General features: G+C 69.4%; 18 protein-coding genes. 6 read left to right on the top strand and 12 right to left on the bottom strand.

The genetic code is table 11. The features are described 5' to 3' along the window. Positions 1-3 precede the first annotated feature (3 nt). Genes Adu01nite_RS24055 through Adu01nite_RS24040 form a run of 4 tightly spaced genes read right to left on the bottom strand, consistent with a single transcriptional unit; the run spans position 4 to position 3,994 of the window. Positions 4-1,116: a hypothetical protein gene (locus Adu01nite_RS24055; protein WP_203729449.1), complete on the bottom strand. Its 1,113-nt coding sequence runs from the start codon at positions 1,114-1,116 to the stop codon at positions 4-6. Next, positions 1,097-1,609 (bottom strand): SigE family RNA polymerase sigma factor, encoded by a 513-nt coding sequence (locus Adu01nite_RS24050; protein ID WP_203729447.1) that lies wholly within the window; start codon positions 1,607-1,609, stop codon positions 1,097-1,099. The genes Adu01nite_RS24055 and Adu01nite_RS24050 overlap by 20 nt, the downstream gene beginning before the upstream one ends. Before the next feature lie 31 nt (positions 1,610-1,640). Then, complete coding sequence (mqnP, locus tag Adu01nite_RS24045; RefSeq protein ID WP_203729445.1) at positions 1,641-2,537, bottom strand: menaquinone biosynthesis prenyltransferase MqnP; 897 nt, start codon at positions 2,535-2,537, stop codon at positions 1,641-1,643. Then, positions 2,534-3,994, bottom strand: a complete 1,461-nt coding sequence (locus Adu01nite_RS24040) for a menaquinone biosynthesis decarboxylase (RefSeq protein ID WP_203729443.1) — start codon at positions 3,992-3,994, stop codon at positions 2,534-2,536. Before Adu01nite_RS24040 ends, mqnP begins: the two co-directional genes overlap by 4 nt. Before the next feature lie 109 nt (positions 3,995-4,103). Between Adu01nite_RS24040 and Adu01nite_RS24035 the strand changes: the two genes are divergently transcribed. After that, the gene (locus Adu01nite_RS24035) at positions 4,104-5,150 is read left to right on the top strand and encodes a hypothetical protein (RefSeq protein ID WP_239132655.1); all 1,047 of its coding nucleotides are present in this window, start codon (positions 4,104-4,106) and stop codon (positions 5,148-5,150) included. Between the two features lie 9 nt (positions 5,151-5,159). Here Adu01nite_RS24035 and ccsB read toward each other — a convergent pair whose 3' ends face one another. Genes ccsB through hemL form a run of 6 tightly spaced genes read right to left on the bottom strand, consistent with a single transcriptional unit; the run spans position 5,160 to position 11,070 of the window. Beyond that, positions 5,160-6,128, bottom strand: coding sequence for a c-type cytochrome biogenesis protein CcsB (gene ccsB, locus Adu01nite_RS24030; RefSeq protein WP_203729441.1), 969 nt, complete (start codon positions 6,126-6,128; stop codon positions 5,160-5,162). Continuing rightward, positions 6,128-7,726: a cytochrome c biogenesis protein ResB gene (gene resB / locus Adu01nite_RS24025; RefSeq protein WP_203729439.1), complete on the bottom strand. Its 1,599-nt coding sequence runs from the start codon at positions 7,724-7,726 to the stop codon at positions 6,128-6,130. The genes ccsB and resB overlap by 1 nt, the downstream gene beginning before the upstream one ends. Beyond that, positions 7,723-8,520: a cytochrome c biogenesis CcdA family protein gene (locus Adu01nite_RS24020; protein WP_203729437.1), complete on the bottom strand. Its 798-nt coding sequence runs from the start codon at positions 8,518-8,520 to the stop codon at positions 7,723-7,725. The genes resB and Adu01nite_RS24020 overlap by 4 nt, the downstream gene beginning before the upstream one ends. Beyond that, positions 8,520-9,074 carry a TlpA family protein disulfide reductase gene (locus tag Adu01nite_RS24015; protein ID WP_203729435.1) on the bottom strand — a complete coding sequence of 185 codons (555 nt, stop codon included), beginning with the start codon at positions 9,072-9,074 and terminating at the stop codon, positions 8,520-8,522. Before Adu01nite_RS24015 ends, Adu01nite_RS24020 begins: the two co-directional genes overlap by 1 nt. A gap of 2 nt (positions 9,075-9,076) precedes the next feature. Beyond that, positions 9,077-9,733 carry a histidine phosphatase family protein gene (locus Adu01nite_RS24010; RefSeq protein WP_203729433.1) on the bottom strand — a complete coding sequence of 219 codons (657 nt, stop codon included), beginning with the start codon at positions 9,731-9,733 and terminating at the stop codon, positions 9,077-9,079. Further along, on the bottom strand, positions 9,730-11,070 hold the full coding sequence (hemL, locus tag Adu01nite_RS24005) for a glutamate-1-semialdehyde 2,1-aminomutase (protein ID WP_203729431.1): 1,341 nt from the start codon (positions 11,068-11,070) through the stop codon (positions 9,730-9,732). Before hemL ends, Adu01nite_RS24010 begins: the two co-directional genes overlap by 4 nt. A 134-nt stretch (positions 11,071-11,204) precedes the next feature. Between hemL and Adu01nite_RS24000 the strand changes: the two genes are divergently transcribed. Genes Adu01nite_RS24000 through Adu01nite_RS23990 form a run of 3 tightly spaced genes read left to right on the top strand, consistent with a single transcriptional unit; the run spans position 11,205 to position 12,273 of the window. Continuing rightward, positions 11,205-11,534 carry an STAS domain-containing protein gene (locus tag Adu01nite_RS24000; protein ID WP_203729429.1) on the top strand — a complete coding sequence of 110 codons (330 nt, stop codon included), beginning with the start codon at positions 11,205-11,207 and terminating at the stop codon, positions 11,532-11,534. Positions 11,535-11,575: 41 nt separating this feature from the next. Next, on the top strand, positions 11,576-11,953 hold the full coding sequence (locus Adu01nite_RS23995; protein ID WP_203729427.1) for a MerR family transcriptional regulator: 378 nt from the start codon (positions 11,576-11,578) through the stop codon (positions 11,951-11,953). Then, positions 11,938-12,273, top strand: coding sequence for a thioredoxin family protein (locus Adu01nite_RS23990; protein ID WP_203729425.1), 336 nt, complete (start codon positions 11,938-11,940; stop codon positions 12,271-12,273). The genes Adu01nite_RS23995 and Adu01nite_RS23990 overlap by 16 nt, the downstream gene beginning before the upstream one ends. Positions 12,274-12,306: 33 nt before the next feature. On the opposite strand, the gene Adu01nite_RS23985 is transcribed toward Adu01nite_RS23990, so the two are convergent. Together Adu01nite_RS23985 and Adu01nite_RS23980 are read right to left on the bottom strand one after the other, a co-directional pair. After that, entirely contained in the window at positions 12,307-12,855 is a 549-nt protein-coding gene (locus tag Adu01nite_RS23985; RefSeq protein WP_203729423.1) for a response regulator, read from the bottom strand. A gap of 24 nt (positions 12,856-12,879) precedes the next feature. Then, positions 12,880-17,271 carry a HAMP domain-containing protein gene (locus Adu01nite_RS23980; RefSeq protein ID WP_203729421.1) on the bottom strand — a complete coding sequence of 1,464 codons (4,392 nt, stop codon included), beginning with the start codon at positions 17,269-17,271 and terminating at the stop codon, positions 12,880-12,882. Between the two features lie 105 nt (positions 17,272-17,376). Between Adu01nite_RS23980 and Adu01nite_RS23975 the strand changes: the two genes are divergently transcribed. Further along, positions 17,377-19,452, top strand: coding sequence for a SpoIIE family protein phosphatase (locus tag Adu01nite_RS23975; RefSeq protein WP_203729419.1), 2,076 nt, complete (start codon positions 17,377-17,379; stop codon positions 19,450-19,452). Between the two features lie 28 nt (positions 19,453-19,480). Next, positions 19,481-20,092, top strand: a complete 612-nt coding sequence (locus Adu01nite_RS23970; RefSeq protein WP_203729417.1) for a dihydrofolate reductase family protein — start codon at positions 19,481-19,483, stop codon at positions 20,090-20,092. The last annotated feature ends 43 nt before the right edge of the window (positions 20,093-20,135 follow it).

Raw genomic sequence — 20,135 nt, 5'->3', positions numbered from 1 at the left:
TTTCTATGGCAATCGCACCAGCGCCGAAGGTGGCACCGCCTCGTGCACCGGGAACCAGGTGGACTCGTCCTCCGGGTCTGCCGCCATGGTGATCGACGCGAGCACCTTGGCCTCCTCGGCCTTCGGGACGCTGCCGCCGGCCCGGATGCGGTAGCGGCCGTTCGCCACCGGGTGATAGCAGCCCTCGATGTCGCAGACCACCTTGGTCGGATCGGACCCGTCGGGCTCCGGCGTGGGAAGCAGCGGCATGTGATCGCTGGACGGCTGGAACCACACCTGAAGGTTCAGAGCGCCACCCATCTCCTCCATCAGCGACGACGGATACTGCCGGTCCGGGTGGACAAATCTCGCGGCGGTGAACGCCTGGGGCTCGAGACGAAGCCATCCGTTCGCCTTTCCGGCGCCGGGCTCTCCTTCGGCACTCACCAACCGCCAGCCGGACGGCAGGTAACCGACCTTGAACGGCACCTTTACCTCCCGCTCGGAGCTCGCCGTGAAGCCCTCGGCCACGGTCCGCATCTCGGCGGCCGTCATCCCGCTCATCTCGGGCTCGATGCAGGCCAGGAGAGCGTCGACGTATTCCCAGCAAAGAAGATCCTCCTGCACGCGATGCTCGTCGTTCATGGTGAACCAGAAGGCCGGCCGGCCGTTGATCGGATCCGTCTCGGCCCGGACGCCCTTGGGATAGGTCGCGAGCGGATCGAGGCCGGGCGCGTAGGCCTCCAGCAAGGCGTATTGCTGGTTCGGCTTCCCGCCGATCCTGGTCACCGTGGTTTGCGTCTCGTTGAGCTTGCCGCCCGTCGGATCCTCGACGTGGAAACCGCCCGCGTCGTAACCGTGGAATCGGACCGCGATCGGGATGATCTCGCCGCTCTTGGGGGTGGTGATGACCACCGGGGCCGGGAGCTTCAGCGGCTGCGGGTCGTCGGAACGCCGGGCGACGATCTGCGGCACCCCGATCGCGGCGGCCACTGCCACCACGGCCGCGATCGTCCACCCGGCATTCCGCCTACGCCGACGACGACGGCCGGCCAGCCACACGTAATCGACGTCGTAGCGCGGCGGTGGCGCGCCCGTCCGCGCCTCTTCCAGAAGCTCACTGATTTCGGATGGCACGACGTCCCTCCCTGCGCTCGTCGAGAAGCTCACGGAGTGCTTCGAGGCCCCGCGATGTGTACGCCTTGACGGTGCCCTCGGGGAAGCGCAGCGCGGCGGCGGTCTCCTGCACGCTGAGCTCTTCGAGGAACCGCAGCACGAGCACGGCCCGCTGCTTGGGTGGCAACCGATGCAGCGCCTGCTGGATGCGTATTCGCTCGTCGACCGCGTGGGTGCCGTCGTCGGTCGACCGGTCCGGCATCGCGTCGCCGTGCGACTGCTCGCGCCGCCACCAGGGCCGCCGGGTCTCGTCGATGGCGGCCCGCACGACGATCGTGCGGGCATAGGCCTCGTGATTGTCGACCCGGTTCCACTTCACGTACAGCTTGGTCAGTGAGCCGAGGACCGCATCCTCGGCCACCTGCCAGTCCCCGCACGTGAGGAAGGCCAGCCCCCGTAACGACTCCATCCGGGCGCTCACGAACTCCCGGAACTCGGCCTCTTTGTCACTCACCCCAGTTAGACGGACGGCGATGGGTCGGGGGTTACAAAATAATCAGGTCGAGGAGCGCGAAGAGGAACAGCGCGATGCCGACGAAGCCGTTAGCGGTGAAGAACGCCCGGTTGACCTTGGAGAGGTCGTTCTCGGTGACGACGATGTGCTGGTAGACGAAGGCGGCCGCGGTCAGCGCCAGGCCGATCCACCAGAGCCAGCCCAGCCCCACCAGCTGGCCGAACCAGACGAACAGGATGAAGGTCAGCACGTGCGTGGCGGTGGAGATCCGCAACGCGGTCCGCACGCCCCAGCGGGCCGGCGTCGAGTGCACCCCGATCTTGCGGTCGACCTCGACGTCCTGGCAGGCGTAGATGATGTCGAAGCCACCGATCCACAGGCCGACCGCGGCGCCGAGCAGCCAGGCGGGACCCGAGCCGTCGAACGTGCCGGTGATCGCCAGCCACGCGCCCACCGGCGCGACGGCCTGCGCGAGCGCCAGGATGTAGTGCGGGTAGTTGGTGAACCGCTTCCCGTAGGGATAGATCACCAGCGGGATCACCGCGAGCGGGAAGAGCACCAGGCACAGCCAGTTGAGCAGGCCAGCCGCCAGCGCCATGACGACCAGCGAGACGGCCGCGCCGGTCCACGCCGTACGCAGGCTGACCGCGCCGGTCACCAGCTCGCGGTTCTGGGTGCGCGGGTTCAGCGCGTCGATCTTGCGGTCGAGGATGCGGTTGGCGGCCATCGCGAACGTACGCCCGGAGACCATCGCGACCGTGATCAGCAGCAGGTCGAGCCAGTGAATGCCGGTGTCGAGACGATCAAGAACGACGAACGCCGAGAGGTACGCGAACGGCAGCGCGAAAACCGAGTGCTCGATGGCGACCAGGCGCAGGAACGACTTGACCTTGCTCGACTTCTCCGGAACCGAAGCGACTGCCGTCATATCCCGTATTCCTTCCACCGCTTGTCCACGAGGGCGACCACCTCGGGCGACATGACCATCTCGTCCGGCCAGCCCCGGTCGTAACCCTCGCCGGGCAGCTTACGGGTAGCGTCCAGACCGGCCTTCCCACCCCAGAACTGCTGGTAGGAGGCGTGGTCGAGGTGGTCGACCGGACCCTGGGTGACGAGCAGGTCGCGGTCGTAGTCGACGTTGCCGAACGCCCGGAACGCCACCTCGTTGTAGTCGTGCACGTCGCAGTCCTCGTCGACGATCACGATCAGCTTGGTCAGCGACATCAGGTGCGCGCCCCAGATCGCGTTCATGATCTTCTGCGCGTGCTTGGGGTAGCGCTTACGGATCGAGACGATCACGCAGTTGTGGAAGACGCCGGCGGCCGGCATGTCGTAGTCGACGATGTCCGGGATCAGCATCTTCAGCAGCGGCAGGAAGATCCGCTCGGTGGCCTTGCCCAGGCCGTGGTCCTCCTGCGGCGGCTTGGACGTGATGATCGAGTGGTAGACCGGCTTCTTCCGCATGGTCATCGTCTCGATGTGCAGGACCGGGAACGGCTCGACCGGGGTGTAGAACCCGGTGTGGTCGCCGAACGGCCCCTCCGGGTGCCGCTCGCCGGGCTCGAGATAGCCCTCCAGCACGATCTGGGCGTGCGCCGGGACCTGCAGCGGCACGGTCAGGCAGTCGACCATCTCGACCCGCTCGCCGCGCAGGAAGCCGGCGAACAGGTATTCGTCGATGTCGGACGGCAGCGGCGCGCTGGCGGCGTAGCTGACCACCGGGTCGCAGCCGATCGCCACCGCCACCGGCAGGCGCTCCCCGCGGCGCTCGGCGATCGCGTGGTGCGCGGTCGAGTCCTTGTGGATCTGCCAGTGCATGCCGAGCGTGTTCTTCGAGTGCTGCTGCAGGCGGTAGAGGCCGAGGTTGCGCTTGCCGGTCTCCGGGTCCTTGGTGTGGGTCAGCCCGAAGTTGTGGAAGATGCCGCCGTCGCCGGGCCAGACCTGCAGGCCGGGCAGCAGGCCGAGGTCGACCTCGTCGCCCTTGAGCACCACTTCCTGGCAGGGCGCGGTCTTCACCTTCTTCGGCGGCAGCGACTTGAGCTGCAGCGCCTTGCCGATGCCCTCGCGGATGCCGGACCAGCCGACCGGCAGCTCCGGCCGGATGAGCGAGCCGATCCGCTCGCCGACCTCGTCGAGCGAGTCGACGCCGAGCGCCATCGCCATCCGCTTCTCGGTGCCGAACAGGTTGATCGCCACCGGCATGTCGCCGCGGGTCGGCCGCTCGAAGAGCAGGGCCGGTCCGCCGGCCCGCACGGTGCGGGTGACCACCTCGCTGATCTCCAGCGTCGGGTCGGCCGGGACTGTGACCCGGCGCAGCTCACCAGCCGCCTCGAGGGCGTCGAGGAAGCTCTGCAGATCTTCGTAAGGGAACCCACGAGGCGCCATGGATACCAGTCTTCACCACCCGCCCGGCCGATCCACGCCAGGGCGATCACCGTCACTCAGCCTGTCCGGTTCGCGTTGAGCTGGGCGATAGCTCCCAACGGTCGGTGAGGTGCTGGTGAAGGTCCGGAAAGCAACGCGATGGGGCGCCCTCACCGCGCTCACCGCTCTGCTGGCGGTCGCGGCCCCAGCGGTCTCGGCGCCACGAAAGGGCGCGAGCGCCACGGCGAAGCCGCTTCCGGCCTGTCCGACCGCCCGCGCCTCGACGAGGCCACCAACGGCACCGGCCGGACCGGGCACGCCCGGGGCGTGCCGCGCCGCCGGGCGCATCCTCGAGTCCGGGGTACAGCTCAGCAAACCGGCCACCGGTGTCACCCCGAGCGGCTATCACCACCTGGGCGCCAACTCGGCCGGCGAATGGAAGGGCGTCTCCGGTCGGATCTCGGTGGTGGACGGTTCGATCCGGCCGAGCAGCTACGACTTCATCGCCGCGCGGTTCATGGCCAAGCGGAACATGGGCGCCGGCCAGATCAACTGGCTCGAGGCGGGCTGGGCGAAGACCGGCTGGACCGGGCCCGGGCGCCCGCGCGTCTACACGTTCAACACCAACAGCCGCAGCTGGCAGTTCTACGACCAGTACGTCCTGAAGGCGGGCGACCGGGTCTGGATCGACCTGCACAGCGACGCCAACGGCATCTGGGCGGCCTGGCTGTGGTGGGGCAACCGGTGGAACCTGCTCACCGCCCAGCGGCTCCCGATCGGGCCGACCGCCCAGATCGAGCAGTACGTCGAGGTGCACGTCGACCCCAACCGCCCGACCCGGGTCGACGTGCCCGCGGTGACCGTGGACAACGTGCAGCTGAAGCCGGCCGACGGCGGTGCCGCCCGCTACTGGCGCGACGACGTGCCCACCCTCACCGGCTACGACCCGGGCCAGCAGCAACGCTCCGGCGGCTTCTGCCTGAACTGGGTGAACAAGTACGACACCTGGACCGCCGGCGACTGCATGGGCGGGACGAGCGGCGGCGACGAACCGCCGACGGCCCCGACCGCGAAACCGTCGGCGACGGAAGCGGTGGTGCCGCGGACAACGCCGCAAACAACACCGCCGAGCACCGCGACGCCGATGGCGCCGCTGCTCGGCGGGACGTTGGGTTGAGCCGGGCGGTTACATGCCGCCCGCGTTGGCGTACGAGTGGAGACCGCTGAAGAACAGGTTGACCCCGAACAGGTTCATCAGCATCGTCGCGAAGCCGAGCAGGGCGATCCAGGTCGCCACCGTGCGCTTCACGCTGGGCGTGGCCCGCGCGTGCAGGTAGCCGGCGTAGACGACCCAGGAGATGAACGCCCAGACCTCCTTGGGGTCCCAGTTCCAGTAGCGACCCCAGGACGCCTCGGCCCAGATCGGCCCGGCGATCAGCGCACCGAAGGTGAACAGCGGGAACGCGAACGCGTGCAGCCGGAAGGTGAGCCGCTCGAGCAGGGTCGCGTCCGGCAGGCTCATGCCCAGCGTGTACGGGAAGCGGCGCTTCCCCTGGTCGTACCCGTCGCGGATGAGGAACATCGTGGCCGGAACCGCGCCGATCAGCAGGACGCCGGAGGCGATGATGATCGTCGAGACGTGGATGATGAACCAGTACGACTGGAGGGCCGGGACCAGCGGCCCGACCGGGGTGTAGGCGATCATGCCGGCCGCCCCGAGCAGCACCACCAGGGCCAGCGAGGCGAAGAGGCCGATGTGCCGCAGCGCCGGGCGGCGGAGCAGCACGCCCGCCCACACCGCCGAGCCGACGAAGGTCGCCGACAGGATGTATTCGTACATGTTGCCCCAGGGCATCCGGTCGGCGGCGACGCCGCGGGTGACCAGGGTGCCCAGGTGCAGCAGGAGAGCCAGCAGGTTGACGGCGACCGCGGCCCGGCCGGTCCACTCGGCCCGCTTGTCCTTCGGGACGACCGGCTGCGGTTCTTCCACAGAGTCGACGGGAGCGCCGGCGCCGACCAGCTGGCGGGCGGGACGAGCCGCCGCCCGGCCGATGTGGCTCTTGTTGCCGAAGGCGTATTCACCGGCGTAGAGCACCATCGCGACCAGGTAGGCCAGGACGGTGAAGCCCATCAGTTGGTTCGACAACTCCGCCATCACGGATTCCCTTCCTCGGCGGCCGTCACCAACGCCGTGAACTCGTCGGCGAAACCGGGATAGTCGGTGCGTGGCAGCCCACCGGCCGCCAACAAAGTACCGCTGCCGCTGTCGGCCGAAGCTGGCAGGGCGCGGAACCAGACCCGCCGGCGGTGCCCGCCGAGCGACAGCATCAGGCCGATCAGCCCGAGCACCGCGCCGATCAGGATCGTCGACTGGGTCGGGTCGTAGCGGATGGCCAGCGTGGCATACGGCCTGGTGCCGACGAACTCCAGCTTGGTGCCGTCGTCCAGGGTCCAGGTCTCGCCGATCTTCAGCTCGTGCGGGCGCGCGCCACTCACGTTCTTCAGGTCGCCGGTCGCGATCTGCCCCTGGTCGAGAGAGTAGACCGAGCCTGGCGTCCCCACGTCCAGACCGAGATCACCGCGGTAGGCGGTGAGGAAGATGGCCGGTGCGTTCTCGGCCGGGAACGTCGAGGTCGCGCCGGTGCCGACGGTCGGCAGGTAGCGCCCCTCGAAGCCCATCTGCAGCGTCGCGTCGCGCTTGTCGGTCTTGGGGTCGATGTTCACGTCCGGGAACTGCGCCACGCCCTCGCTGGTGAACATGCCGTCGACCGGCAGGAACGGCACGGTCTTGGTCTGCGTCTCGCCGTAGCGGTCGGTGAACCGCAGGGTGACCGCGTAGCCGTGGCCGATCAGGTGCACGTTCGCGTGGTGCAGCCGCAGCGGGTCGTTGACGGTGAACTCGCGGGTCTCGACCGGGCCGTCGTTCTGCGTGACGCCGACCGTGGCCGAGAAGGCCTTCGGCTGGCCGGTGTCCTGGTAACCGGCCACGAACTTGTCCAGCGTCAGGCAGAAGTTGGGCAGGTCGGCGGCGTCGACCCGGGGGCCGAGCGTGGAGTCGTCGTACTGCGCGAGCGAGTTGCAGAAGCCCTGGTCGGCGCCGGCCACCAGGATGCGGTTGCCGTGCCAGCCGTACCAGTGCCCGAACCCCACCCCGACCAGCACCGCGAGCAGCGCGAAGTGGAAGAACAGGTTGCCGGTCTCCTTGAGGTAGCCCTTCTCGGCGGAGACCGTCCAGCTGCCGTCCTCGTGCTCGCGGACCTTTGTCCGGAAGCGATGTTTGCGCAGCACCTGAGCGGCGGTCGCGGCGGCCTCGGCCGGGGTGCCGGCGAGATCCTTGGTCGCGGACAGCGGCAGCCGCTCCAGGCGCTTCGGGGCGTCCGGCACGGCGATCCGCAGCGCCCGGATGTGGTCGAGCAGCCGGGGCACCACGCAGCCGATCAGCGAGGTGAACAGCAGCAGGTAGATCGAGGCGAACCAGGGCGACGCGTACACCTCGAAGCCGCCGAGGCGTTCCAGCCACGGCGCGAGCTGCGGGTGCGCGGCGTAATACTCGGTCACGCGCTGCGAGTCGACCGCGCGCTGCGGGAAGATCGAGCCCGGGATGGCGGCGATGGCCAGCAGGAAGAGCAGGACCAACGCCGTACGCATGGAAGTCAGCTGGCGCCACGAATTGCGCAACAGAGCCCACAGGCGATTGACCCGCCGTGGCGGCGGAGCCGCGGGCGGCGCCGGACGTTCCTCCACGACGGTCAAAGTAGCGTCCCCCCGCCGAAGTCGAAGGTGGTCAGCAGCCAGACCAGGAAGTGGTTCCACCCACCGGTGATCAGCGCGATCCCGACCGCGATGAGCAGCGCACCGCCGATCCGGGTCACCCAGCGGCTGTTGCGGCGGATCGCCCGGAAGACCCCGAGCAACTTCTGAAAGAAAAGACCGAAGAGCACGAACGGAATACCGAGACCGAGGCTGTACGCGAGGGCAAGCGTCGCCGCCCGGCTGGTCTGGCCGCTCGTCGTGGCCAGCGCGATCACCACGGTGAGCGTCGGGCCGGTGCACGGCAGCCAGGACAGCGCGAAGATGCCGCCGAAGATCGGGGCGCCGATCAGACCGGCCGCCGGCAGCTTGCTGATCCGCATCTCCCGCTGCAGGCCGGGGATCCAGCCCAGATAGCCGAAGCCGAGCACGATCACCAGCACGCCGAGCACGATGTCGAGAGTGTCCTGGTGGGTCTTGAGGGTGAAGCCGATGTTCGCCACCAGCGTCACCAGCAGCGTGAACACCACCGCGAAGCCGAGCACGAAGAGGATGGTGCCGGCCAGGACCCGCCCGGTCTTCGGCTTGGTCGCGACCGCGACACCACCCGCCGCCGACTCCTTTTCCTGCCGGGCGTCCAGGTCCGAGCCGGCCAGGCCGGTGACATAGGAGAGATAGCCCGGCACCAGCGGCAACACGCACGGCGAGAGGATGCTGACCAGGCCGGCGATGGCCGCGACACCGATCGCCAGGACCAGCGGGCCGTCGCCGGCGATGTCGGCGAAGTGCGCGGACATCAGCCGGTCCCCTCGGCGGCGATCTTCTCCACCAGCGGCTGCAACTGGCTGCTGGTGGTGGCCGCGCGCAGCGCCACCGCGATCCGGCCCTCCCGGTCCAGGATCAGCGTGGCCGGCGTGCTGGTCTGGGTCACGTCGAACTTCAGCGCGACCTTGCCGTCGAAGTCATAGATGCTGGGGTACGTCACCCGGCCGCGCTCGAACGCCTTGGCCGAGTCCTTGTCGTCGCGCGAGTTGACCCCGATGAAGCTGACCCCCAGCGCCTTGGTGGCCTGGTAGGTCTTCTCCAGGTCGTCGGCCTCGGCCCGGCACGGCGCGCACCACGAACCCCAGAAGTTGACCACCACGACCTTGCCGCGGTCCTGCGAGACGTCGTACGTGCCGCCGTCGAGCAGCTCGCCGATGACCTCCTTGACCTGCGGCCGCTGGGTCGGCGTGCACTCCACCACGGTGCCGGTGGTGGTGCACTTCTTCGCCCAGTTCTCCCCGCCGCACCCGGCCAGCACGGTAGTCGCCACGGCGGCGACGGTCAGCACGGCGGCGAGGCGGCGCATGGTCAAGCTCCCTTGGCGGTCTTGGCGGTCGCGGACAGGGCCACCAGGTGCGCGGCCGGCTCCGAGTAGTCGACGCCGACCACGGTCGAGCCCTCGAAGCGGATCGAGGTCAGGCTGGCCAGGCCGCACTGGCGGCGGCGAGGGTCGTGCCAGAGCCGCTTCTTCTCGACGTAGCGCCGCAGGGTCCAGATCGGCAGCTGGTGCGAGACGCAGACGGCCTCGTGGCCCTCGGCGATGACCCGGGCCGCCTGCACGGCCGCGAACATCCGCTGGGCGATCACCAGGTAGGGCTCGCCCCAGGACGGGGTGATCGGGTCGCGCAGCACCCACCAGTGCCGCGGGTTGGTCAGCGCGCCGTCGCCGACCGACACCCGCTTGCCCTCGAAGTAGTTGGCGCTCTCGATCAGCCGCACGTCGGCGGCGACGTCGAGCTTGAACTCGGCGGCGATCGGGGCGGCGGTCTCCTGCGCGCGCTCGAGCGTGCTGGCCACCACGTACTTGATGTCCCGAGCGGCCAGCGACTCGGCCGCGGCCTTGGCCATCTGCACACCGAGCTCGGACAGGTGGAAGCCGGGCAACCGCCCGTACAAAATCTTGTTGGGGTTGAAGACCTCGCCGTGCCTCAGCACATGCACCGTGGTCTTTGTCGCCTCGCTCATGCACCAGCCCCAGCCGCTCGCGCCGCATGCGGCAAAGCCGCCGCGATCGTCTCCAATGCCGCGTCGTCCAGTGCGGTCGACACGAACCACGATTCGAACGCGCTCGGCGGCAGGTAGACGCCGCGGGCGAGCATCTCGTGGAAGAAGCCCTTGAACGCGGCCGCGTTCTGGGTCTTCGCCGAGTCGTAGTCGACGACCTCGGCCTCGGTGAAGAAGATCGAGAACATGTTTCCGGCGTACGCCAACCGGTGCGGCACGCCGGCCTCGGCCAGCGCCGCCGACGCGAGGGCCCCGACCGTTGCGGACAGCTCGTCGAGCCGCTTGTAGACCGCGTCGTCGGCGAGCCGCAGCGAGGCCAGGCCGGCCGCGCAGGCCAGCGGGTTACCGGAGAGCGTTCCCGCCTGGTAGACCGGGCCGGCCGGAGCGAGCCGCGACATGATCTCGCGGCGCCCGCCGAACGCGGCCGCGGGCAGGCCGCCACCCATCACCTTGCCGAAGGTGAACAGGTCGGCGTCGACCGGGTCGAGCCCGGCCCAGCCGCCCGGCGAGACCCGGAAGCCGGTCATCACCTCGTCCACGATCAGCAGCGCGCCGTGCGCGTGCGCGATCTCGGCGAGGCGCTGGTTGAAGCCGTCCCGCGGGGCGACCACGCCCATGTTGCCGGCCGCGGCCTCGGTGATGATCGCGGCGATCTCGGTGCCGTTCTCGGCGAAGGCCGCCTCGACCGCGGCCACGTCGTTGTAGGGCAGCACGATCGTCTCGGCCGTCGTCGCGCCGGTCACTCCCGGCGAGTCGGGCAGCCCGAGCGTCGCGACCCCGGAGCCGGCCGCGGCCAGCAGCGAGTCCACGTGGCCGTGGTAGCAGCCGGCGAACTTCACGATCTTGGTGCGGCCGGTGAAACCGCGGGCCAGCCGGATCGCCGTCATGGTGGCCTCGGTGCCCGAGTTGACCAGGCGGACCTGGTCGATCGGGGTGCGCCGGACGATCTCCTCGGCCAGGTCGACCTCGCCGGCCGTCGGCGTGCCGAAGCTGGTGCCGAGGGCGGCGGCCGCCTGCACGGCGGCCACGATCTCCGGGTGCGCGTGGCCGTGGATCAGTGGGCCCCACGAGCAGACCAGGTCGACGTAGCGCCGGCCGTCCGCGTCGGTGAGCCACGCGCCGGAGCCGGACGCCATGAATCGGGGCGTGCCACCGACCGCTCGGAACGCACGCACGGGTGAATTGACCCCGCCGGGCACGATGGCGGCGGCGCGGTCGAACAGGGCCTGGGAGACCGGGGCGTCCAGCGGGTACGGGCGGCCCTCGGCGCGGTATGAGGTGGTCACAGCGGCTCCCATTCTGTCAGCGGCACCTCCCGATCGTCTCAAGAGGGTTGTTCACGTCAGCGGCGCGGTATGCCCGCATGTCCGGAACGACCGGATACGGGAGCGGCCGACGGGCACATCCCCAGCATGGGCGATAGGCTGGCCGGGTGGAGCGACCGGAGCTTTCCATCGAGGTTCAGCACGAGCCCGACGAGGTGATCTTGCACCTCGCCGGGGAGATCGACGTGCTCACCGTCGCCAACCTCTCCGCGATCGTCAATGAAACCCTGGCCGAACCGCCGCCCCGCATCGTGCTCGACATGGCGGGCGTCACATTCTGCGATTCGCAGGGTCTCGGCACCCTTGTCGTGCTCAGCCGCAAGGCCCAGCACGCCCGCTCGGTGCTCTCCCTGACCAACGTCGGCGAGTTCCTGATGCGCGTCCTCGACATCACCGGCCTTCGCAGCGCCCTGATGATCAGCTCGGTCGCCAACTGAGGGTTGCCTTGACACCGGCGTGAAGCCCTACCGTCGACGTCATGTTGATCGGCGAGCTCGCGTCCCGCGGAGGCACCAGCACCCGGACGCTGCGTTACTACGAGGAGCACGGGCTCGTCCAGCCGCAGCGTGACCCCAACGGCTACCGGCAGTACGACGATGCCGAACTGCGCGTGGTGCACGAGATCCGGTCGCTGCTCGCGGTCGGTTTCGGCCTCGACGACATCAAACCCTTCGTTGCCTGCCTTCGCGCCGGCAACTCCGCGGGCCACGTGTGCCCCGACTCGGTGGTGGTGCTGCGCCGCAAGCTCGCCGAGGTCGACGGCTACCTGACCCAGCTCACCGAGGTCCGGCAGCAGCTGCGGGCGCAGCTGACCCAGGCCGTCGAACACCGGGAGACCCGATGCTCATCACTCTGACCGACGCCACCTTCGCCGCCACCGTGCTCCGCTCCGACCTGCCGTTCGTCGTCGACTTCTGGGCGGAGTGGTGCCCGCCCTGCCGCCCGATGGCGCAGACCCTGGCCGAGCTGGCGCCGGAGTTCGACGGCACGCTCCGGATCGGCAAGCTCAACGCCGACGAGAACCCCGAGGCCACCCGCACCTACCGGGTCATGTCGATGCCGACCCTGCTGTTCTTCACCGGCGGCGTGGTCACCGGCACCCTGGTGGGAGCCCGGCCGAAGTCGGTGTTGCGGGCGGCGCTCACGAACGCTCTCACCCCGTACGTCAATAGCTGATTTTTCGGGAATTTCCGAAGGCTCGGGCCGAGTTCAGCTGCCCCAACGGGCCTTCTCCAGCAGGGCCAGGGCCTCGGTGGCGGCCTCCTCGCCGCCGGCCCGCAGCACTCGGGCGGCCTCGTCGACCGTCTCGGTCAGGCGCTGCCACTGCGAATCACGCTCGCGGGTGGCGTCCGCCTGGGCCTTGAGCTGCTGCGTCTTGGTCCACAGCTCGACGAAGATGGACACCTTGGCCCGCAGCACCCACGGGTCGAACGGCTTCGTCAGGTAGTCGACCGCCCCGACCGCGTAACCCCGCAGGGCGAGCTGCGCATCGCGGTCGGCGGCGGTCAGGAACAGGATGGGTACGTGCCGGGTGCGTTCCCGCCGCTTGATGTGGCTGGCCGTCTCGAACCCGTCCATGTTGGGCATTTGCGCATCCAGCAGGATGACCGCGAAATCGTCCACGAGCAGCTGCTTGAGTGCGGCCTCGCCGCTCTCCACGGCAACCGGGGTCACCGGGAGGCCCTGGAGGATCGCCTCCAGGGCAAGCAGGTTGTCCTTACGGTCGTCGACCAACAAGGCCTTGGCGCGCTCCGCCACCCTTGGTCCCTTCCGGCGGGCTTGTCAGCCGCGCTCCGGTTCGATGGTCTTGTCGGCGTTCACCCACCGAGCCATCAGCTCGATCAGCTCGTCCAGGTCGACCGGCTTGGTGATGTAGTCGCTCGCACCGGCCGCAAGCGCTGACTCCCGGTCACCGGGCATGGCCTTTGCCGTTAGGAACACTACCGGCAGGTCCCGGAAGCGCTGATTGCGGCGGATCCCACGGGTCGTCTCATAACCGTCCTGATCGGGCATCATCGCGTCCATCAGGACGATGTCGACCTCCGGGTGCTCGGCCAGCTGGCGTACGCCGTCCACCCCGTTGTCGGAGTAGAGCACGTTGAGCCCGTGCATCTCCAGCGCGCTGGTCAGCGCGAACACGTTGCGCACGTCGTCGTCGACGATCAGCACGGTGGCACCGTCGAGCTGCCGGCCGGCGGCACTGATGTGCGTCTCCAGCTCGACCCGCGGCGTGATCACCGGCAGCTCCATCAGCGACATGTTCACCGATTGGGCCGGCCGCACGACGACCGAGGTGGACGGCTCGGTCGGCAGCAGCGAGAACACCGGGATCGACTCCGGGGTCAGCGCATCCGGGACGTACAGCGTGAAGGTCGAGCCCTCGCCCGGGGTCGAGGACACCACGATCGTGCCGCCGAGCAGGGCCGCGAACTCCCGGCTGATCGACAGGCCGAGGCCGGTGCCGCCGTACTTGCGGGTGGTGGTGCCGTCGGCCTGCTGGAACGGCTCGAAGATGATCGCCAGCTTCTCGTCCGAGATGCCGATGCCGGTGTCGCTGACCGCGAACGCGACGACCTGACCGGCCTGGGTCAGCGCCGGCATGTCGAAGTCGGTGTTCGGCGGGGCCGCGAAGATGCTCAGCGTCACCGAACCGGAGTCGGTGAACTTGACAGCGTTGGAGAGAAGGTTGCGCAGGATCTGCTGGAGCCGCTGACCGTCGGTGACGATCGATTCGGGCAGGTCGGGCGCCACCGACACCCGGAAGTCGAGGTTCTTCTCCTCGGCCTGGGGCAGGAACGCCTGCTCCACGTACGACCGGACGCCGTCGAAGTCGATCTCGTCGATGTCGACGTCCATCCGGCCCGCCTCGATCTTGGCGAGGTCGAGGATGTCGTCGATCAGCGACAGCAGATCGGAGCCGGCGCTGTGGATCGTACGGGCGAATTCGATCTGCTTCTCGGAAAGGTTCTGCTCCGAGTTGTCGGCGAGAAGCCGGGCGAGAAGCAGCAGCGAGTTGAGCGGCGTACGCAGCTCGTGGCTCATGTTGGCCAGGAACTCGGACTTGTACGCACTCGCCCGGGACAGCTGCTGAGCCTTCTCCTCGAGGCCGAGCCGGGCCTGCTCGATCTCCCGGTTCTTCGTCTCGATGTTCGCCTTCTGCTCGCTGAGCAGCTGCGCCTTGTCCTCCAGCTCGGCGTTGGTGCGCTGGAGCTCGGCCGACTGGTCCTGCATCTCGCGAGCCAGCCGCTGCGACTGGGAGAGCAGCTCCTCGGTCCGCCGGTTGGCCTGGATCGTGTTGAGCGCGACGCCGATGGTGGCGACGAGTCGTTCGAGGAAGGTCAGATGCAGCCCGGAGAATGCCGCGACCGAGGCGAACTCGATGACGCCGAGCATCTCGCCCTCGAACAGCACCGGCAGCACGACCAGGTCGTTCGGCGGCATCGACATCAAACCCGAGCGCATGGTGAGGATGCCGTCGTGGGTCGCGCGGACCCGGATCGTCCGGCGGGAAACCGCCGCCTGCCCGACCAGGCCCTCGCCCGGCCCGAACGTCACCTCGTGGTTGCGGGCGACGTAGCCGTAGGAGGCGGCCAGCCGTAGGCGCATGACCGCCTGCTCGTTGTCGACCAGGAAGAACGCACCGAGCTGCGCGTCGACGAGCGGCGTCACCTCGGTCATGATCATGCGGCAGACCTCGCCGAGATCGCGCTGGCCCTGCAACAGGCCGCCGATCCGGGCCAGGTTGGAGTCGAGCCAGCCCTGCTCGGCGTTCGCCTTGGTCGTCTCGCGCAGCGTGACGATCATCTGGTTGATGTTGTCCTTGAGCTCGGCCACCTCGCCCTGGGCGACGACCGCGATGCTCTGGGTCAGGTCACCGCGGGTCACCGCGGTGGACACCTCGGCGATCGCGCGCAACTGGGTGGTCAGCGTCGAGGCCAGCTGGTTGACGTTGTCGGTGAGGTCCTGCCAGGTGCCGGACACGCCCTTGACCTGGGCCTGGCCGCCGAGCTTGCCCTCCACGCCGACCTCCCGGCCGACCCGGGTGACCTCGGTGGCGAACGACGACAGCTGGTCCACCATCGTGTTGACGGTGTCCTTGAGCTCGAGGATCTCGCCGCGGGCGTCGACCGTGATCTTCTGCGACAGGTCACCCTTGGCCACCGCGGTGGTCACCGAGGCGATGTTGCGGACCTGGGCGGTCAGGTTGGACGCCATGTAGTTCACGTTGTCGGTGAGGTCGCGCCAGGTGCCGGCCACGCCCCGCACCTGAGCCTGACCGCCGAGCTTGCCCTCCGAGCCCACCTCGCGGGCCACCCGGGTCACCTCGTCGGCAAAGCTGGAGAGCTGGTCGACCATCGTGTTCACGGTGTTCTTCAGCTCGAGGATCTCACCCTGGGCGTCGACCGTGATCTTCTGCGACAGGTCACCCTTCGCGACCGCCGTCGAGACCTGGGCGATGTTTCGCACCTGGGCGGTCAGGTTGGACGCCATCGAGTTCACGTTGTCGGTCAGGTCGCGCCACGTGCCGGCCACGCCCCGCACCTGGGCCTGACCACCGAGCTTGCCCTCGGTGCCCACCTCGCGGGCCACCCGGGTCACCTCGTCGGCAAAGCTGGAGAGCTGGTCGACCATCGTGTTGACGGTGGTCTTGAGCTCCAGGATCTCGCCGCGCGCGTCGACCGTGATCTTCTGCGACAGGTCACCCTTCGCGACGGCCGTGGTGACCGACGAGATGTTGCGGACCTGGCTGGTCAGGTTGGACGCCATGTAGTTCACGTTGTCGGTGAGGTCGCGCCAGGTGCCGGAGACGCCCTTGACCTGAGCCTGACCGCCGAGCTTGCCCTCCGAGCCCACCTCGCGGGCCACCCGCGTGACCTCATCGGCGAAGCTGGAGAGCTGGTCGACCATCGTGTTCACGGTGTTCTTCAGCTCGAGGATCTCGCCCCGGGCGTCGACCGTGATCTTCTGCGACAGGTCGCCCTTGGCCACCGCCGTCGAGACCTGGGCGATGTTTCGCACCTGGTCGGTGAGGTTGTTGGCGAGCTGGTTCACGTTCTCGGTGAGGTCGCGCCAGGTGCCGGAGACGCCACGGACCTGGGCCTGACCGCCGAGCTTGCCCTCGGTGCCCACCTCGCGGGCCACCCGGGTCACCTCGTCGGCAAAGCTGGAAAGCTGGTCGACCATCGTGTTGACGGTGTCCTTGAGCTCCAGGATCTCGCCCTGCGCGGCCACCGTGATCTTCTGCGACAGGTCACCCTTCGCCACCGCCGTCGAGACCTGGGCGATGTTTCGCACCTGGCTGGTCAGGTTGGACGCCATCGAGTTCACCGAGTCGGTGAGGTCTTTCCAGGTGCCGGCCACGTTCGGCACGTCGGCCTGGCCGCCCAGCTTGCCCTCGGTGCCCACCTCGCGGGCCACCCGGGTCACCTGCTCGGCGAAGAGCCGCAGCGTGTCGGTCAGGCCGTTCATGGTGTCGGCCAGCTCGGCCACCTCGCCGCGCGCCGACACGGTGATCTTCTGGGACAGGTCGCCACGGGCCACCGCGGTCGCCACCTGCGAGATCGAGCGCACCTGATGGGTCAGGTTGGACGCCATCAGGTTCACCGAGTCGGTGAGGTCCTTCCAGGTGCCGGCGACGCCGCGCACGTCGGCCTGGCCGCCGAGCTCGCCCTCGGTGCCCACCTCGCGGGCCACCCGGGTCACCTCGTCGGCGAACGACGACAGCTGATCCACCATCGTGTTCACCGTGCGGCCGATCCGGAGGAATTCACCCCGGAGTGGCCGGCCGTCCATCTCCAGCGCCATGTGCTGCGAAAGATCACCCTCCGCCACCGCCACGATGACGCGGGAGATCTCGGTCGTGGGCCGGCCAAGGTCATCGATGAGTGAGTTGACCGACCGGACGCTGTCCGCCCAGGCGCCGTCGAGGCCCTCGTCGTCGAGCCGCTCGGTCAGCCGGCCGTCCCGGCCGACTATCCGGCTGATCCGGCGAAGGTCGAGATTTTGCCGTTCTTGCAGGGAGACGACCTCGTTGAAGGCGTCGGCAACCTCGCCGGCCGCGCCGCCACGACGCGGCAACCGGACCTTGAGGTCTCCGCGGCGCACGCGCCGCAGAGCCTCGGCCAGCTCGCCGAGGAGGGCAGCCTCGTCGTGCGCTTCCTTTGCCGCAGTCATGCCTGTCCTCACTGCCTGTCCAACTCCCGGGGCTCCCTATCCTCTCTCGCTCGACCGGGTCAATGCGAGACGCGACTTTGTGCATCCCCCCGCCGACAGGGGAGGATGCATGGCGTGTCAGCTTCGGATACCCCGATGGGCGACCTCGTTCGGCGGGTGCGGCTGCCCAACGACCGGCGCACTCCGGCGGCGGCCCGGGCTCTGGTCCGCTCGGTCCTCGAGGAGGCCCGGCTCGACGCCCTGCTCAACGAGGCGTTGCTGCTGACCACCGAGCTGTCCACCAACGCCGTGGTGCACGCCAACACCGAGCTGGACATCGAGGTCAGCGCCGACCGGAGCGGCCTGACCGTGACGGTGACCGACTTCGCGCCCGGCCCGGTCGAGCAGCTGGCGGTCGGCCCGCGCAACGAGAGCGTGGACATCGGCGAGGTCGCCGAGCGCGGGCGTGGCCTGCTGCTGGTCGACCACTTCGCGTCGCGCTGGGGCACCGTGCACGAGGGCACCGGCAAGGGCGTCTGGTTTCGCCTGGAGCGCCAGGCCGTGCCCGAACCGACCACCGCGGTGGTGCCGGCGGGAAACGTGGTGGAGGCGGGCACGCCCAGCGTGGGTGCCCTGACCGCGCTGTTGCAGATCAACCCGGAGCGGCAGACCGACGAGGCGCTCGCCGAGTTCGCCACCGACCTGTTGTCCCGGCTGGCCCGGCTGACCGGCGCGGCCGGCGGCGTGGTGCGCCTCGACCGCGGCGACGGCAACGGCCGGCAGCTGCTGGCCCGGCACGGCCGCGCGCCCCGCGAGGACGCCGACACCATCGTCGTCCCGCTGTCCGTGCACCGACCGTACTCGGGCGAGCTGGAGCTGGACGCGGCCCCGACCGGCTACGCACAGCCGCTGGCCACGATCGTCGCCGAGCGGTTCTCCCTGCACCTGGAGAATGACCGGCTGCGCCGCATCGACCTGCGCCGGCAGACCTGGCTGACGTTCCTGGCCGAGGCCAGTGAGCTGCTCGCCCAGTCGCTCGACGTCAACCTCACGATGGCGCTGATCCCGCAGCTGGTGGTGCCCCGGCTGGGCCAGTGGTGCGCGGTGCACACCACCGACGCCTGGGGCCGGTTGCAGCTGGCCGCGGCTACCCACGCCGACGAGGGTGCCCTGGCCCAGCTGCACGAGACGCTGGCCGACCCGGGCCCGGACGCGATCCTGGCCCGGCTCGAGGAGGCCTCCCGGCTCGGCACCCAGGTCATGTTCGGCGCGTCGACCGAGTCTTCCCGCGGCGGAAAGCCCCAGATCAAAACGGCAGAAGGCTTCGCCGTGCCGCTGGTGGCCCGCGGCACCCGGCTCGGCACCCTGGCGGTCGGCCGGCACATCCGGCACCGGCACGACGCCGAGGAGGTCGCCGTCCTGGAGGACGTGGCCCGGCGGGCGGCCCTGGCCATCGACAACGCCCGGATCCACGACGAGCGGCACAAGGTGGCCCGCACCCTGCAGGCCTCGCTGCTGCCGCCGGCCCTGCCGAAGGTCGACGGTGTCGGCTTCGCCGCCGAGTACGTCCCGACCGGCTCGGAGGTGGGCGGCGACTTCTACGACGTCGTGCCGTCCGGGGAAAATCGCTGGCTGGTGGTGGTCGGCGACGTGTCCGGCAAGGGCGTGCAGGCGGCCACCGTGACCGGCCTGGTCCGGGACGTGATCCGGATCCTGGTCGACGACGGCAAGCCGATGACCGAGATCCTCTGCCGGGTCAACCGCACGCTGGTGCAGCGCGGCGGCGGGCGCTACTGCACGCTCGCCATGGCCAGCGTGCAGCAGGAGGCGGACGGCACCCTGGTGGTGTGCCTGCACCTGGCCGGGCACGACCGGGCGGTGCTGGTCCGGGCGGACGGCAAGACGTCGTTCGTCGGCGAGGGCGGCACCGCGCTGGGCCTGCTGGAGACGATCGCCTCGCCGGATGCCGAGGTGCGGCTGGGCGCCGGTGATTCGCTGATCTTCTACACCGACGGCGTCACCGAGCGCCGTCGCGGCCGCGAGCTGTTCGGCACGACCAGGCTGCGGGAGGCCGCCGGTCCGCTGGCCGGCTATCCGGCCGACGTGATGGCGGCCCGGCTGCGCTCCATCACGATCAACTTCTCGGTCGAGGAGCCCCGGGACGATATCGCGATCCTGGTTCTCCGAAACGACCTCAGTTAGCCCCTTTTGACCCCATAAAGTGGGTCACATGGCGAAGACTCAGTACTACACAGCCACGAGCATCGACGGATATACCGCCGACGAGAACAACTCGCTCGACTGGCTCTTCGACGTCGACGGGGGCAATGAGAACCCGTTCGGCGGCTTCATCGCCGGCGTGGGCGCGTTCGCCATGGGCGCCAACACGTACGAGTGGGTCCTCAAGAACGACAACGTGCTGGACCAGCCGAGCAACTGGCACGACCTCTACGGTGACCGGCCCTGCTGGGTCTTCACTCACCGGGATCTGCCGCCCGTGCCGAACGCCAACGTCTTCATGGTCAGCGGAGACGTGCGCCGCGTGCACGAGGCCATGATGGTGGCCGCCAAGGGCGGGAACGTCTGGCTGGTCGGCGGCGGCGACCTGGTCGGCCAGTTCGTCGACCAGGGCCTGCTCGACGAGATCATCCTGGGCATCGCGCCGGTGCTGCTGGGCCGCGGCACGCCGCTGCTGCCGCGCCACCTGAGCGCCCGCGAGCTGGTCCTGACCGGCAACGCGCAGGTGGGCCGCTTCGCCTACCTCACCTACGCCGTCGGCACCCCGATCCCGGGCCGCCACCCGGTCGCCACCGCGGGCCGGGTCGCCGCCTTCCAGGGCTAGGGCGCATCTGACGGATCACCCAGGGCTGCGGCGTGGCCCCGAG

It is taken from the genome of Paractinoplanes durhamensis (genome assembly GCF_016862175.1).
Classification (GTDB): domain Bacteria; phylum Actinomycetota; class Actinomycetes; order Mycobacteriales; family Micromonosporaceae; genus Actinoplanes; species Actinoplanes durhamensis.
Note: the sequence above shows the minus strand (reverse complement) of the source record. Positions and strands in the feature narration are given on the sequence as shown.

Coding starts and splice junctions, on each gene's coding strand:
- Adu01nite_RS23970 (WP_203729417.1), top strand. CDS start 19,481: ATGGCGAAGACTCAGTACTACACAGCCACGAGCATCGACGGATATACC.
- Adu01nite_RS24010 (WP_203729433.1), bottom strand. CDS start 9,733: ATGAGCGAGGCGACAAAGACCACGGTGCATGTGCTGAGGCACGGCGAG.
- Adu01nite_RS24020 (WP_203729437.1), bottom strand. CDS start 8,520: ATGTCCGCGCACTTCGCCGACATCGCCGGCGACGGCCCGCTGGTCCTG.
- ccsB (WP_203729441.1), bottom strand. CDS start 6,128: ATGGCGGAGTTGTCGAACCAACTGATGGGCTTCACCGTCCTGGCCTAC.
- Adu01nite_RS23990 (WP_203729425.1), top strand. CDS start 11,938: ATGCTCATCACTCTGACCGACGCCACCTTCGCCGCCACCGTGCTCCGC.
- Adu01nite_RS23975 (WP_203729419.1), top strand. CDS start 17,377: ATGCATGGCGTGTCAGCTTCGGATACCCCGATGGGCGACCTCGTTCGG.
- hemL (WP_203729431.1), bottom strand. CDS start 11,070: ATGGGAGCCGCTGTGACCACCTCATACCGCGCCGAGGGCCGCCCGTAC.
- Adu01nite_RS24040 (WP_203729443.1), bottom strand. CDS start 3,994: ATGGCGCCTCGTGGGTTCCCTTACGAAGATCTGCAGAGCTTCCTCGAC.
- Adu01nite_RS23995 (WP_203729427.1), top strand. CDS start 11,576: ATGTTGATCGGCGAGCTCGCGTCCCGCGGAGGCACCAGCACCCGGACG.
- Adu01nite_RS24015 (WP_203729435.1), bottom strand. CDS start 9,074: ATGCGCCGCCTCGCCGCCGTGCTGACCGTCGCCGCCGTGGCGACTACC.
- mqnP (WP_203729445.1), bottom strand. CDS start 2,537: ATGACGGCAGTCGCTTCGGTTCCGGAGAAGTCGAGCAAGGTCAAGTCG.
- Adu01nite_RS23980 (WP_203729421.1), bottom strand. CDS start 17,271: ATGACTGCGGCAAAGGAAGCGCACGACGAGGCTGCCCTCCTCGGCGAG.